9 protein-coding genes and 1 pseudogene are annotated in these 14,634 nt (G+C 73.2%); 7 read left to right on the top strand and 3 right to left on the bottom strand.

Going from position 1 to position 14,634, the window contains the following annotated elements:
* Window positions 1-29 precede the first annotated feature (29 nt).
* The 3 genes from ACZ59A_RS17735 to ACZ59A_RS17745 all read left to right on the top strand — a co-directional run bounded on the left by ACZ59A_RS17735 (window position 30) and on the right by ACZ59A_RS17745 (window position 4,981).
* Window positions 30-1,556 (top strand): ABC transporter substrate-binding protein, encoded by a 1,527-nt coding sequence (locus ACZ59A_RS17735; RefSeq protein ID WP_470959612.1) that lies wholly within the window; start codon window positions 30-32, stop codon window positions 1,554-1,556.
* On the top strand, window positions 1,553-3,337 hold the full coding sequence (locus ACZ59A_RS17740) for an ABC transporter permease subunit (protein WP_470959614.1): 1,785 nt from the start codon (window positions 1,553-1,555) through the stop codon (window positions 3,335-3,337). Before ACZ59A_RS17735 ends, ACZ59A_RS17740 begins: the two co-directional genes overlap by 4 nt.
* A 183-nt stretch (window positions 3,338-3,520) precedes the next feature.
* Window positions 3,521-4,981, top strand: a complete 1,461-nt coding sequence (locus ACZ59A_RS17745; RefSeq protein ID WP_470959616.1) for an aldehyde dehydrogenase family protein — start codon at window positions 3,521-3,523, stop codon at window positions 4,979-4,981.
* Window positions 4,982-5,014: 33 nt separating this feature from the next.
* Here ACZ59A_RS17745 and ACZ59A_RS17750 read toward each other — a convergent pair whose 3' ends face one another.
* The 3 genes and pseudogenes from ACZ59A_RS17750 to ACZ59A_RS17760 form a co-directional block, all read right to left on the bottom strand.
* The gene (locus tag ACZ59A_RS17750; RefSeq protein WP_470959618.1) at window positions 5,015-6,097 is read right to left on the bottom strand and encodes an NAD(P)/FAD-dependent oxidoreductase; all 1,083 of its coding nucleotides are present in this window, start codon (window positions 6,095-6,097) and stop codon (window positions 5,015-5,017) included.
* 90 nt (window positions 6,098-6,187) lie between these two features.
* A pseudogene (gene sigJ / locus ACZ59A_RS17755) lies at window positions 6,188-6,988 on the bottom strand (RNA polymerase sigma factor SigJ); the annotation flags it as partial.
* A gap of 24 nt (window positions 6,989-7,012) precedes the next feature.
* The gene (locus ACZ59A_RS17760; RefSeq protein ID WP_470959619.1) at window positions 7,013-7,912 is read right to left on the bottom strand and encodes a LysR family transcriptional regulator; all 900 of its coding nucleotides are present in this window, start codon (window positions 7,910-7,912) and stop codon (window positions 7,013-7,015) included.
* A gap of 198 nt (window positions 7,913-8,110) precedes the next feature.
* Here ACZ59A_RS17760 and ACZ59A_RS17765 point away from each other — a divergent pair, with 198 nt between their 5' ends.
* The 4 genes from ACZ59A_RS17765 (at window position 8,111) to ACZ59A_RS17780 (ending at window position 14,631) form a co-directional block, all read left to right on the top strand.
* Entirely contained in the window at window positions 8,111-9,493 is a 1,383-nt protein-coding gene (locus tag ACZ59A_RS17765; RefSeq protein ID WP_470959621.1) for a M20 family metallopeptidase, read from the top strand.
* 68 nt (window positions 9,494-9,561) lie between these two features.
* The gene (locus tag ACZ59A_RS17770; protein ID WP_470959623.1) at window positions 9,562-10,881 is read left to right on the top strand and encodes an MFS transporter; all 1,320 of its coding nucleotides are present in this window, start codon (window positions 9,562-9,564) and stop codon (window positions 10,879-10,881) included.
* A 62-nt stretch (window positions 10,882-10,943) separates the two neighbouring features.
* The gene (locus tag ACZ59A_RS17775; protein WP_470959625.1) at window positions 10,944-12,062 is read left to right on the top strand and encodes a PP2C family protein-serine/threonine phosphatase; all 1,119 of its coding nucleotides are present in this window, start codon (window positions 10,944-10,946) and stop codon (window positions 12,060-12,062) included.
* 31 nt (window positions 12,063-12,093) lie between these two features.
* The gene (locus ACZ59A_RS17780; protein WP_470959627.1) at window positions 12,094-14,631 is read left to right on the top strand and encodes an ATP-dependent Clp protease ATP-binding subunit; all 2,538 of its coding nucleotides are present in this window, start codon (window positions 12,094-12,096) and stop codon (window positions 14,629-14,631) included.
* Window positions 14,632-14,634: the final 3 nt, after the last annotated feature.

Consider the following 14,634-nt stretch of genomic DNA (forward strand, 5'->3'; position numbering starts at 1 on the left):
CCCGGCGCAGCATCTGGAGAACCTGACCCATGCCCCCTGTCCGCCGTCGGACGGCCGCCGCTCTGCTGCTCCTCCCGCTGCTCACCGGCTGCTTCGCCTCGCCGGACGGCACGGCCTACGACGCGGCGGGCGGCTCCGGTGTGGGCGGCGGCGACCGGCTGCGGGTCGCGATGGCCTTTCCGCCCGCCGAGCGCTTCTCCCCGTACGGCGCCGACGCCACGCTGCTCAGCAGGCTCGGCGTCACCGAGGGGCTGACCCGGCTGGACGGCAACGGCTCGGCGTCGCCCGCGCTCGCCGAGTCCTGGGCCCGGGAGGGAAGCCGCGACTGGCTGTTCACCCTGCGCGAGGCCCGCTTCCAGGACGGCACCTCCGTCACCCCGAAGGCGGTCGCGAACGCCCTGAACCGCGCGGCGCACGCCGACCCGGTGCCCGCCGCGCTCTCCGGCGTCAAGCTCACGGCCAGGCCCGCGGGGAAGCGGCGGGTCCGGCTCACCACCGCGACCGCGTACCCCGCGCTGCCGCTCACGCTCTCCAGCCCGAGCCTGGCCATCCTGTCCCCGAAGGCGTACGGCTCCCCGAAGGCGTACGACAAGAAGGACGCCCCGGACCCGGTCGGCACCGCCACCGGCCCCTTCACGCTCGGCCGGTCCGCCGGTGCCACCCGGGCCACCCTGAACCGCTTCGACGACTACTGGGGCGGTCTCGCCCACGCCTCCGGCATCGACGTGCGCTTCATCGCCGACGGCACCGCCCGCACCAACGCCCTGCGCACCGGCGAGGCGGACATCGCCGAGGCCGTCCCGGTCTCCCAGGCGGCCACCCTCGACAAGCCCACCGTCCGGGAAGTGCCCACCGCCCGTACCACCGGCCTCTTCCTCAACACCCGGTCCGGCCCCTTCGCCGACCCGAAGGTCCGGGCCGCCGTCCGCGAGGCCACCCGGCCCGGCGTGTTCGCGCGGGGCGTGTACGAGGGCCACGCCGACCCCGGACAGGGCGTGTTCGGCCCCGCCCTCTCCTGGGCCACCGGCAAACAGCCCGCGCCCGCGGGCCGCCCCTCGGCCGCACGCGTCGAGAACACCTCGATCACCCTCGGCACCTACGACAACCGGCCCGAGCTGCCCGAGGCCGCCCAAGTGGTGCAACAACAGCTGAAGAAGGCCGGATTCACGGTGAAGTTGCAGGTCCGGGAGTACTCCCGGCTGGAGGCCGACGCCCTCGCGGGCAAGTTCGACGCCGTCGTCGCCGCGCGCAACACCATGCTCGACACCGGCGACCCCGTCTCCTACCTCGCCAGCGACTTCACCTGCCGCGGCAGCTACAACCTGTCCGGGGTGTGCGACAAGGCCGTGGACCGGGCCGTCGCCGAGGCCGACTCCCGCGCCGACACCGAGGAACGCCACCGCGCCTCGCTCGACGCCCAGACCGCCATCCTCCGCACCGACGCCGTCGTACCTCTGGTGCACCAGCGCATCCTCCACGGCGTCGGCACCTCGGTGCGGGGAGTGGAACTGGACCCGTACGAGCGCGCCCTCATCGGCCCCGGTACACACCGTTGACCGGCATACGCCGCACCGCGGCCACCACCACCGACGGACGGTCCACCGCGCTGACCGCGCTGTGGCGCGCCGCGCTCGCCCTCCTGCTGCTGTGCGGCATCGGCCTGCTGCCCTGGCTGTCCCGCACCGACCCCGCCCGCACCGTGCTCAAGGCGCGCGCGGCCGAGCGCGATCCCACCCCCGAGGTACTGGACGCCATCCGCCGCGACCTCAATCTGGACGCCGGGCCGCTGCACCTCCTCGGCCATTGGTTCGGCGGACTGGCGCACGGCGACGCGGGGACGTCCTGGCTCTCCGGTACGGCCGTGGCCCCCATGGTGGCCCAGGCGCTCGGCTGCTCACTGCTGCTGATGGCCGGAGCGCTGGTGGTCGCGGTGGCCACCGCGGGTGCGGTGTGCGGGCGCACCCTGTGGCGCGGCGCGCTGCGCCGACCGCTGCCGCGCGGGGCGGGGAGCGGCGGCGCGTCCCTGGCCGCGCTGCCGGAGTTCCTGATCGCCTCCGTCCTGGCCGCCGTCATCGGGGTGCGGCTCGGCTGGCTGCCCGCCGTCGGCTGGTACGGCTGGCCCTGGCTGCCGCTGCCCGCCCTCGCGCTCGGCCTGCCCGTCGGCGCGGCGCTCGGCCGCATCCTGGACGACGTCCTGCCCGGCGCCTTCGCGGAGCCCTGGGTGCGGGCCGCCGCCGCGCGCGGCCTCCCCGCCCGGCGCATCGCCCGGCACGCGCTGCGCCGCGCCGTCCCCGGAGTGCTGCCCAACCTGGGCCTGTTCGTGGTCGGCTTCACCGGCGGCGCGGTCGCCGTCGAGCAGGTCTTCGACATCCCCGGGCTCGGCCGCCTCACCCTTCAGTCGGCCCTCGCCCAGGACCTGCCGGTCCTCCAGACCGGAACCCTCGTGCTCATCGTGTTCGCCACCGCCGCCGGTGGCCTCGCCCGGCTCGGGGCCCGGCTGCTGCTGGGCCCGGCGCTGCGCGACGGCGAACTGCCCTCCCTCCACCGGCCGTTCGGGCCGTCTGCCCGTGCGCTCCCGCTGCTGTACGGGGCCGTCCTGCTGGCCGTCGTCGCCATCGGCGCGCTCCGCGATCCGATGGCCCTGGACCCCATGGCCCGCCTCGACGCCCCGTCCTGGCGGCACCCGTTCGGTACGGACGCGCTCGGCCGCGATCTGCTGGCCCGGGTGGGACACGGCGCGCTCACCACCCTCGCCCTCGCCCTCGCGGTGAGCGCCTGCGCCCTGGCCGTGGGGCTGCTGCTCGGCCTGCTGCCCCGGCTGGCGGGCGGGCTCGTCGAGACCGCCAACTCCGTACCGCCCGTGCTCGCCGGTTTGCTGGTCGCGGGCACGGCCGGGGCCGGTCCCTACACCCCCGCGCTCGCCGTCGCCGCCGTCGCCTGGGCACCGCTGGCCGCGCACACCGCCGCCCTGCTGAACCAGGAGCGCGCCGCCACCCACCTCGCCGCGACCCGCGCCCTCGGCGCGGGCCGTCGCCACCTGTTCCGCCGCCACCTGCTGCCCGCCGTACTGCCGCCCGTCACGCGCCACGCGCTGCTGCGGCTGCCCGCCGTGGCGCTGGCCCTGGCCTCCCTCGGCTTCCTGGGCCTCGGTGCCCAGCCGCCGTCCCCCGAGTGGGGCCGCCTCCTTGCCGAGAACCACCCCTACGCCGAGCGCGCACCCTGGGCCGTGCTCACCCCTGCCGCCGCGCTCGCGCTGCTGGGGGTGGTGGCGGTCACCTCGGCCGGGGGAGTGCGGTGGCCGGGACGGCGGGCACGGCGGTCGGCCGCGTCCGGTTGACACCGTTCTCCCGCGGCGCCGTTCTTCGCATGGGACTGTTCTTCCATGGCACCGTTCTGCCTTGACACAGCTCTCGATTGACACATATCGAAACGTCGTCGGAGACTGGCCCGCACACCCGCGGTGAATTCAAGTTCACTGCGCGCACAGGCTGTTCGGCACGCGACCACGAAGGACACCGGGATGACCATCACGCGCGACCTGCTGATCGGCGGCAAGGACACTCCGGCCGCCTCGGGCCGCACCGCCGACGACCTCAACCCCTACACCGGCGAGGTGTACGCCACCGTGGCGGCCGGTGGGCCCGAGGACGTGGCACACGCGGTGGCCGCGGCCGACGCGGCCTTCCCGGAGTGGGCCGCGATGGCGCCCTTCGCCCGCCGGAAGATCTTCCTCACCGCGGCGGACCTGCTGGAGTCCCGCGCCGAGCAGGCCGCGGAGTTCATGCGGAACGAGGCGGGCGGCACCGCGCCCTGGGCCCACTTCAACGTGGCGCTGGCGGCCAACATCCTGCGCGAGGCCGCCGCCGCCATCACCGCGCCGCGCGGCGATGTGCTCAACACCCAGGAGGCCGGGGCGCTGGGGCTCGCCGTGCGGGAACCCATGGGCGTCGTCGCCGCCTTCGCCCCGTGGAACGCGCCGGTCATCCTCGGTGTCCGCGCGGTCGCGGCCCCGCTCGCGGCGGGCAACACCGTGGTGATGAAGCCGAGCGAGGACGCGCCGCTCGCCTGCGGACTCTTCGTCGCCGACGTCCTGCGCGACGCCGGGCTGCCCGACGGTGTGCTCAACGTGGTCACCAACGCCCCCGAGGACGCCGCCGAGGTGGCCGAGGCCCTGATCGCCGACGAGCGGGTACGGATGGTGAACTTCACCGGGTCCACCGGCGTCGGCCGTGTCATCGGCGCCCTCGCCGCGCAACAACTCAAGCCCGCCGTACTGGAGTTGGGTGGCAAGAACGCCATCATCGTGCTGGACGACGCCGATGTGGACTACGCGGTGGACGCCGCCGCCTTCGGTGTGTTCATGAACTCCGGCCAGATCTGCATGTCCGGCGACCGCATCCTCGTCCACGCGAGCCTCGCCGAGGAGTTCGCCACGAAGTTCGCCGCCAAGGTCGCCACGCTGCCCTGCGGCGACCCCGCCGATCCGACGACCGTCGTCGGCCCGCTGGTCCGCCCCGAGGCGGCGCAGCGGGTGGCGGCGCTGGTGCGGGACGCGGTGGCCAAGGGCGCGACGGTGCTCACGGGCGGCGGCGCTCCCGAGGGCTCGGTCCACCCGGCCACCGTGCTGAGCGGGGTCACCGAGGACATGGACCTCTACCACGCCGAGGCGTTCGGCCCGGTGTGCGTGGTCGCCAGCTTCGCCACCGACGACGAGGCCATCGCCCTGGCCAACGCCACCGACCACGGGCTGACCTGCGGCCTCATCACCGAGAACGGCACCCACGGGCTGCGGGTCGCCCGCCGTATCCGGACCGGCATCGTGCACATCAACGACCAGTCGGTGGCGGACGAGCCGCAGGCCCCGTTCGGCGGCATCAAGCAGTCGGGCTACGGGCGCTTCGGCGGCCGCTGGGGCATCGAGGCGTTCTCCGACACCCGCTGGATCACCCTCGCCACCCAGCACGCCCATTACCCCTTCTAGGCCATCCCTTCCGGACCACCCTTTCGGACCGCCTCAGCCCATGCCCGGGATGTGGCCGACGGTGTCCGGGCGGCGGGCGGCCAGCCGTAGTACCCGCATGGTCGAGCGCACGATCTGCTCCTTGACGCGGGCGGCGGTGGCGCCCCGCAGGATCAGATCGCGCGGGGTGTCGTCCGCCCGGACGAACTGCACCAGCCCGTCCCGGCGGCCCAGGCTCACGCACTGCAGCAGATAGCGGAAGGCCAGCGGCTTCGGCTGCCGTCCCCGCGCTTCGGCGATGATCGCGGAGGCGGCGTGTGATCCGGTCGGCAGCGCGGTGGCGCAGGCCATCCGCAGCGGTCCGGCGAGCGGTGCGGTCACCGCGGCGGCGTCGCCGACGGCGTAGATCCCGGGGTGGGACACGGACCGCAGGCCGGTGTCCACGCGGATGCGCCCGGCGGGGTCGAGGGCGAGCCCCGCCGCGTCGGCGAGCCCGGTGTTCGCCGTCATCGAGGCGGCCCAGACGACCGTGTCGGCGTCGATGTCCTCGGCGCGTGCCACCCGGTGGCCCTCCTCGATCCGTACCCCCAGTGCGGTGAGGGTCGTACGGACATGGGCGCGGCCCTTGGGCGAGAGCCCGCCGCCGATCTCGCCCGTGGTCAGCAGCCGTACCCGCCAGTCGCGGTGGCTCTCGGCGAGCTCGGCGGCCAGCTCGATACCGGTGAGCCCGCCGCCGACCACGGCGAGTTCGCCCGGGCCGTCCAGCAGCCGCTTGTGCAGTTCGGCCGCCGTCTCCGGGGTGAAGGCGTGTTCGCCGACGTCGGGGGTGCGGCTGCCGAGCGCGTACACCAGGCGGTCGTACGGAAGGCGGCGGCCGTCGTCCGTGTCCACCCGTCGGGCGTCCGGGTCGATGCCGGTGGCACGGGCGGCGAGGTGCGTGATGCCGGTGCCCCGCAGCAGCGCGGTCAGGGGATGCGTCACCTCGGGCCGCCCTGCCGCCCGTTCGTGCAGCCGGACCCGCTCGGTGAAGCGGTCGCTCGGGTCGACGAGGGTGACGTGGGCGTACGGGGCCAGACGCAGGGCGGTCAGCAGCCCGCCGTAGCCCGCGCCGAGGACCAGAACCTGTTGCTTCTCCATGCCGGTGGCCTCCTCAAGTGGTGTTCAGCACCTCACGTGGTGTTCGACAAAGAGACGCCGCGGCCCGCCGGGGTGTGACGGTGACGCCGGTCACAGGTTCGGGAGGTCGAGGTGGCGGAGCTTGTCGGGGTTGACGACGACATCGACCGCGGTGATCCGCCCGTGGTGCACGGCGAACCCGAAGACCACGGACCGTTCGCCCGCCACGTCCACGAAGACCAGACCGGGGGCGCCGTTGACGTCCCGTCGCAGGATGGACCTCGTCGCCCGGTCGAAGCCCCGGGCGAGGCGCTGGGCGAAGCGCGCCACCTGCGCGTTCCCGAGGATCGGCACCCGGGACGCCACGACCTTCCCGCCGCCGTCCGGGCGCCACCCCACCTCCGGGTCGAGGATCTCCAGCAGCCCGTCCAGATCGCCGCCCATCACCGCCGTCAGGAACGCGTCCACCGCGCGCCCGTGCTCGCCGCGGTCCACGGAGCGGCGCGGGGCCTCGGCCCGCACCCGCTTGCGGGCGCGCGAGGCCAGCTGCCGTACCGCGTCGGGGGACCGGCCCACGACCTCGGCGATCTCGGGGAACGGCACCGAGAACACGTCGTGCAGGATGAACGCGGTCCGCTCCGCCGGGGTGAGCCGCTCCAGCACCGTGAGCAGGGCGAGGCCCACGGACTCGTCCAGCGTCACCCGGTCCTCCGGCCCGGCGCCCGCCACCACCGGCTCCGGCAGCCAGGGCCCGACGTACGCCTCGCGGCGGGCCCGGGCGGAGCCGAGCACGTCGTAGCAGATCCGGCCGACCACCGTGGTCAGATACACGCGCGGGTCGGCCACCTCGTCCCCGGGCAGCGCCTGCCAGCGCAGCCAGGTCTGCTGCACGGCGTCATCGGCGAGGGAGACTCCACGGCGGCCCGGAGTGTGACATCACGCCGCCTCCAGGAGCCGGATCAGATGGTCGAGGAAGGCGGCGACGGCGGCGGGCAAGGTGCGGCGGGCCATGGACTGGATCTGGACGCTGCGCCGCGACAGCTCGGGGTTGACCAGCGGCACCGCGGCCAGCCCGTCGGCGTCCAGTCTGCCCCGGTAGGTGAGATATCCGGCAAGCGTGACACCGCCGTTCTTGCGGACGAATCCATCCAGCGCCCCGGAGTAATTACTGATGAAGGCGGGCTCGAATTCCAGACCTTCCGCGGCGACGCAGATATCGAAGAGCTGCCGCACCGTCGTGCCCTGTTCCATGAGCGCCAGCGGATAGGGCAGCAGATCGGCGAGCGAAATCTCGTCCCGTTTTGCCAGCGGATGACCGGCAGGCATCAGGGCGTGGATCGGATGCGTTTGCGCGTACTCCACCCTGATGCCCTCTTCGGGGCCCAGCGAATAGGTGAGGGCGAGATCGGCGGCCCCGTCCCGTACGTCCTGGGTGGCACCCGAGGGCGAGGTGACCCGGAGCCGGAACCGCACACCGGGATGGCTCTCGCGGAACGTGACGACCGCCTCCGGCAGGACGTCCCGGCCGAAGCCCTCGGAACCGGCCAGCCGGATCGTGCTGCGGTAAGGCCCGCCGAGTCCGCGCAGGTCGGCGACGATCTGCTCGGACTCAAGGCGACTGCGCCGGGCGTACGAGGCGAGCAGCTCACCGGCCTCGCTGAGGACCATGCCCCGGGGCTGCCGCTCGAACAGCGGGACCCCGATGTCGTGTTCCAGCCGGGCGATCCGGCGGCTGATGGCGGAGGCCGCCACGTGCAGCCGGGCCGACGCCTGGCTGATGGAACCGGTGTGCGCGACCTCCAGGAAGTAGCGCAGCGAGGTCCCGGACAGATGCATGCCCGGTGACCCTACCCGCCCGGCCGCGCACCGGCGAGGCCAGGGGATGCCTTGCCGCGCGGGCAATGCTGCCTTCTCGGACCGGTAATTGTGCGCCCGCGGACGCCTCACTAGCCTTCTGTCGTCATACCGGTGTCCTGCTGGAATTCATTTTTCCGTAGGGCGAACCCCGTGACTCCCATAAGGAAGGCCCCCTCGGTGACGCGTTCCGCAGCAATCCAGCATGCCTGCGACTACTTCGACTCCGGTGAGTTTCTCGCGGATGTGTCACGACGCGTCGCCCTCCCCACCGAGAGCGGCGATCCGTCGTCGCTCCGCCCCTTGCGCACCTATCTCGAAGAGGAAATCGTCCCGGCCGTCGAACGATTGGGCGCCACCGCCCGCATCGTGGACAACCCGGTCTCCGGATACGGCCCCTTCCTGGTGGCCGAACGCCACGAGGGCGAGGGACTGCCGACCGTTCTCACCTACGGACACGCCGACGTCGTCCCCGCCCAGGCGGACCGGTGGCGGACCGGCCTCCACCCCTGGCGCCTGGTGGTGGAGGACGAGCGCTGGTACGGCCGCGGATCCGCCGACAACAAGGGACAGCACACCGTCAACCTGGCGGCCCTGGAACACGTGCTGCGCGCCCGGGGCGGCCGACTGGGCTTCAACCTCAAGGTGCTCATCGAAACCGGCGAGGAGTGCGGCTCCCCCGGGCTGCGCGCCCTGTGCGCCGATCTGCGCGACGACCTGGCCGCCGATCTGCTGATCGCCTCCGACGGCCCCCGCGTCCACGCTGAGCGTCCGACGCTGTTCCTCGGCTCGCGCGGCGCCGCCCAGCTCACCCTGCGGGTGAACCTGCGCGACAGGGCCCACCACTCCGGCAACTGGGGCGGGCTGCTGCGCAACCCCGCCACCGTCCTCGCGGGCGCGCTGGCCACCATCGTGGACGGCCGCGGCCGCATCCTGGTCCCCGCGCTGCTGCCGCCCGCCATCCCGGACGCGGTGCGGCGGGCGCTGGCCGACATCCCGGTCGGCGGCGGCGCCGAGGACCCGGCCATCGACGAGGGCTGGGGCGAGCCCGGGCTGACCCCGGCCGAGCGGCTCGTCGGCTGGAACACCTTCGAGGTGCTCGCCCTCGGCGCCGGAAACCCGGACGCCCCCGTGGGCGCCATCCCCGGCGCCGCCGTCGCCCACTGCCAGCTGCGGTTCGTGGTCGGCACCGACGTGGCGGACCTCGGCAAGGTCCTGCGCGACCACCTCGACCAGCACGGCTACCCCATGGTCGACGTCGAGCTGGGCCGCGCCATGCCCGCCACCCGCACCGACCCCGACCACCCCTGGGTGCGCTGGGCCGCGGGCTCGGTGGAGCACACCACCGGCGCCCCGCCCGCCATCCTGCCCAACCTCGGCGGCACCATCCCGAACGACGCGTTCGCCGACGAGCTGGGCCTGTGCACCGTATGGGTGCCGCACTCCTACCCCGCCTGCGCCCAGCACGCGCCCGACGAGCATCTGCTCGCGCCGCTCGCCCGCGAGGCGCTCCAGATCATGGCGGGCCTGTTCTGGGACCTCGGGGACACCACCCGGTCCTGACCCCGCCCGCCTGCCCCTGACACCGCCCCACCCCTCCCCGGCCCCGCGCACAACCCCTGGAGCCCGCCTTGGACGCGACGACCCCCGGCACCGCCGCCTCCGAGGCGACCGGCCACACCGGCCCCGACACCCCGGTCAAGCCCCATCGCGTCATCATCGCCGCGTCGGTCGGCAACGCTCTCGAATGGTTCGACGTCGCGATCTACGGATTCTTCGCCGCCACCATCGCCAAGCTGTTCTTCCCGTCCGCGGACGACACCGTCTCGCTGATGCTGGCGTTCGGCACCTTCGGCATCTCGTACCTGGTACGCCCGCTCGGTGCCGTCGTCCTCGGCCGGTACGCGGACCGGGTCGGCCGCAAGGCCGCGCTGATGCTGTCGATCAAGCTGATGATGCTCGGCACCCTGCTCATCGCGGTCATGCCCACGTACGCGGCCATCGGCCTGACCGCACCGCTCGGCATCCTGCTGGCCCGGCTCATCCAGGGCTTCTCGGCGGGCGGCGAATTCGGCAGCGCCACCGCGTTCCTGGTCGAGCACGCGCCCCGGATGCGCGGCTTCATGTCCAGCTGGCAGTTCGCCAGCCAGGGCGTCAGCACCCTGCTCGCCGCGACCTTCGGCACCGTGCTCTCCAGCACGCTGACCACCGGGCAGCTGGAGTCCTGGGGCTGGCGGGTGCCGTTCTTCTTCGGCCTGCTCATCGGGCCGGTCGGCTACGCCATCCGACGCTACGTGGACGAGTCCCCGGCCTTCGCCGACGCCGACTCCGAGGACACCGGGACCGGACACGGCCCGGTGTCGGAGGTGCTGCGCCACCACAAGGGACGCGTCCTGCTGGCCATCGCCGCTCTCGCCGTCTCCACCGCGATCACGTACCTGATCACCTACATGCCGGTCTTCGCCGTCAAGGAACTCGACCTGCCCGCCTCCACCGGATTCGCCGCGACCATGGTCACCGGCGCCGTCCTCACCGTCGTGACACCCCTGGTCGGCCACCTCTCCGACAAGACCGGCCGCATCCGCGTCATGGCCGTCTCCGCCGTGCTGATCCTGCTGCTGATCCGCCCCGTGTTCGCCTTCCTGGTGGCACACCCCGGATTCGGGGTGATGCTCACCGTGATGTTCCTGATCGGGCTGCTGAAGGCCGGATACTTCGGGGCGCTGCCCGCGCTGCTGTCCGACCTGTTTCCCCGCTCCAGCCGCGCCACCGGGATGTCGATCAGCTACAACCTCGGTGTGATGCTCTTCGGCGGAACCACCCCCGTCGTGATCGTCTGGCTCGTCGACATCACCGGCGACAAGCTCGCCGTCACCTGGTATTTGACCGCTCTCGCCGCCCTCAGCCTGGCCGCCGTGGCGATCGCCCGACGCCGGTACGGCATCCGCTGACCCGGGGGCCTGTGACGAAACGGGGGTGGCGCGCGGGGCCGGGTGAGGCGTAAGTAGTAGATGTGGATATTCGGCAGGGTCCCCCGGAGCGCGGCCGGCCAGGGCAGCAGGGGAGGCGGGCCCTGGTCGCGATACCCCTGGCACTCATCGTCCTGATCGTGCTCGGCGATGTGTTCGGCCCTGCGAGCGTCCGCCTCAGCCCGCTGCTGATCGCCGCCCCCGCCATGGCCGCGTCCTTCGCCGGACCGCTGCTCACCGGCAGTATCGGGCTGGTGGCGGTGGGCGCCCAGATCGGCATCAACGCCGGGCAGCACCGGCTGACCGCGCCCAACCGGATGGCCGAGCTCTTCACCCTGATCCTGGTCTCCGCCCTCATCGTGCTGTTCCGCACCGTCCTCGACCGGCACGCCCGCGAGCTGAGCCGGGTCCGGGCGGTGGCCGACGTGGCGCAGAAGGTCCTGCTGCGCCCGCTGCCCGACCGCGTCGGCCCGCTGCGGATCGCCTCCGTCTACCTCGCCGCCGAGCCGGGCGCGGAGATAGGCGGCGACCTGTACGCGGCGGCGCGCACCTCGTACGGCACCCGTCTGATCATCGGCGATGTGCGCGGCAGCGGCCTCACCGCCGTCGCGGACGCCTCACTGGTGCTCGGTGCCTTCCGCGCGATCGCCCACTGGCCCGTACCGCTGCCCGAACTCGTCTCGCACCTGGACGCCGCCCTGTCCGCGGAACGCACCGAACCCGCCGACCGGGCGCCGGGCGCGGGGGAGTCGTTCGTCACCGCCGCCGTGCTGGAGATCCCCGACGACCAGCCGGTGGTACGGATGGTCAACTGCGGACACCCGCCGCCGTTCCTGCTGCGCGACTCCACCATCAAGGCCCTCGAAGGGCGCGCCCCCGCGCTGCCGCTGGGCCTCGGCCACCTGGCGGCCGGGCGCTACCGCGTCGAGGACTACCCCTTCGAACCGGGCGATCTGCTGCTCCTGTACACCGACGGTGTGATCGAGGCGCGCGACGCCGACGGCACGTTCTACCCGCTCACCGAGCGGCTCCACACCTGGGACGGCGAGGGCCCGAGGGGGTTCGTGGACCATCTGCGCCGCGACCTGCTCGCCCACATCGGCGGCCACCAGGGCGACGATGCCGCCCTCGTCGTCCTCGAACGCCGTCACCCGGAAAGCTGACCGCCGCGCGAACCACCGCTAAAGTGGTGATATGGGTAGCGGGAACGACGGCCCTGACGACTTCGGGCCAGACCCACTCGGCGACTTCCTCGCACGCTTCCTCGGAACCGGGCCCGGCGGGCCGGGTTCCGACCGCCACGTCGACTTCGGGCGGCTCATGAGCGAGACCGCACGCCACCTCGTCTCCTCCGCCGCCTCGTACGCGGCGGAACACGGCAGCACCGACCTCGACACCGAACACCTGCTGCGGGCGGCCCTCACCGCCGAACCCACGCGCACCATGGTCTCCCGCGCCGGGGCCGACCCCGACCGGCTCGCCGCCGAGATCGACCGGCAGGCCGGGGACGGCCCGCCACGCGGCTCGGTCGCCGTCACGCCCGCCGTCAAGCGGGCGCTGCTCGACGCCCACGAGATCTCCCGGGCCCGCGGCTCCTCGTACATCGGGCCCGAACACGTACTGATCGCCCTCGCCGCCAACCGGGACTCCACCGCCGGGCAGATCCTCCACGCCGCCCACTTCGAACCCCGCAGCGCGCCCCCGGCCGGACGGGCCGCCCCGGCCCCCGGCACCGACCAGCGGCCCGTGGCGGACCGCCGCGGCACCCCGACCCTCGACCGGTACGGCCGCGATCTGACCGATCTGGCCCGGGAGGGCCGCATCGACCCGGTGATCGGCCGCGACGAGGAGATCGAGCAGAGCATCGAGGTGCTGGCCAGGCGCGGCAAGAACAACCCAGTCCTGATCGGCGAGGCGGGCGTCGGCAAGACCGCCGTCGTCGAGGGGCTGGCCCAGCGCATCGCCGACGCCGACGTGCCGGACATCCTGCTCGGCCGCCGCGTCATCCAGCTCGACTTCGCGGGCATCGTGGCCGGGACCCGCTACCGCGGCGACTTCGAACAGCGCCTCACCGCCATCATCGACGAGATCCGCGCCCACTCCGACGAACTCATCGTCTTCATCGACGAACTGCACACCGTCGTCGGCGCGGGCGGCGGCTCCGAGGGCGGCACCATGGACGCCAGCAATCTGCTCAAGCCCGCCCTCGCCCGCGGCGAGCTGCACGTCATGGGCGCCAGCACGCTCCAGGAGTACCGCCAGTACATCGAGAAGGACGCCGCGCTCGCCCGCCGCTTCCAGCCCATCATGGTCCCCGAGCCCACCCCCGCGGCCGCCGTCTCCATCCTGCACGGGCTGCGCGACCGCCACGAGGCACACCACCAGGTCCGCTACACCGACGAGGCGCTGTTCGCGGCCGTCGAACTCGCCGACCGCTACCTCGCCGACCGCTTCCTCCCGGACAAGGCCATCGACCTGATGGACCAGGCCGGTGCCCGGGTACGGCTGCGCTCCAGCGCCCGCGGCACCGATCTGCGCGCCCTGGAGCGCGAGGTCGACCAGCTGACCCGCGACAAGGACCAGGCCGTCGCCGCCGAGCAGTACGAGCGCGCCACCGCGCTGCGCGACCGCATCGCCGAACTCGGCGCCCGCATCACCGAGGGATCCGGCACCCAGTTCCAGGGCTCCCGGGTCTCCGAGGTCACCGTCGAGGACATCGCCGACATCGTGTCCCGGCAGACCGGCATCCCCGTCAGCAGCCTCACCCAGGAGGAGCGCGAGCGGCTGCTCGGGCTGGAAGAACACCTCCACAAGCGGGTCATCGGCCAGGAGGAGGCCGTCGCCGCCGTCGCGGACGCCGTGCTGCGCTCCCGGGCCGGACTCGCTGACCCCCACCGCCCCAGCGGCAGCTTCCTCTTCCTCGGCCCCACCGGCGTCGGCAAGACCGAACTCGCCCGCGCCCTGGCCGAGGCGCTCTTCGGCAGCGAGGACCGGATGGTCCGGCTCGACATGAGCGAATACCAGGAGAAGCACACCGTCAGCCGCCTCGTCGGCGCGCCACCCGGTTACGTCGGCCACGAGGAGGCCGGACAGCTGACCGAGGCGGTGCGCAGACAGCCGTACGCGCTGCTGCTCATGGACGAGGTGGAAAAGGCCCACACGGACGTGTTCAACATCCTGCTCCAGGTGCTCGACGACGGCAGACTGACCGACGCCCAGGGCCGCACCATCGACTTCAAGAACACCGTCATCGTCATGACCAGCAACCTCGGCTCCGAGGCCATCACCGGGCGCGGCGCCGTCCTCGGCTTCGGCGGCGGCGACGCCGAGGCCGACGAGGCGTCCCGCCGGGAGCGGGTGCTGCGCCCGCTGCGCGAACACTTCCGGCCCGAGTTCCTCAACCGCATCGACGAGATCGTGATCTTCCGCAGGCTCGCCGACGAACAGCTGCGCCAGATCACCGATGTGCTGCTGGAGGAGACCCGCCGCCGGATGCGCGCCCAGGACATCCTCATCGACTTCACCCCCGCCGCGGTCGACTGGCTGGCCCGCCACGGCCATCAGCCGGAGTACGGCGCCCGCCCGCTGCGCCGTACGATCCAGCGTGAGGTCGACAACCCGCTCTCCCGGATGCTGCTCGGCGGCGAGCTGATGCCGCACACCCCGGTCGAAGTCGACGTAGAGAACGACACGTTGGCGTTCCACATCGAGCAGGAGCGCGCGGCCACCTGACCG

The organism is Streptomyces sp. NPDC040405, from assembly GCF_055595765.1.

What these genes read in the sequence shown, in the direction of transcription:
- ACZ59A_RS17780 (WP_470959627.1), top strand. Translation starts at nt 12,094, where the DNA reads ATGGGTAGCGGGAACGACGGCCCTGACGACTTCGGGCCAGACCCACTC.
- ACZ59A_RS17750 (WP_470959618.1), bottom strand. Translation starts at nt 6,097, where the DNA reads ATGGAGAAGCAACAGGTTCTGGTCCTCGGCGCGGGCTACGGCGGGCTG.
- ACZ59A_RS17745 (WP_470959616.1), top strand. Translation starts at nt 3,521, where the DNA reads ATGACCATCACGCGCGACCTGCTGATCGGCGGCAAGGACACTCCGGCC.
- ACZ59A_RS17735 (WP_470959612.1), top strand. Translation starts at nt 30, where the DNA reads ATGCCCCCTGTCCGCCGTCGGACGGCCGCCGCTCTGCTGCTCCTCCCG.
- ACZ59A_RS17760 (WP_470959619.1), bottom strand. Translation starts at nt 7,912, where the DNA reads ATGCATCTGTCCGGGACCTCGCTGCGCTACTTCCTGGAGGTCGCGCAC.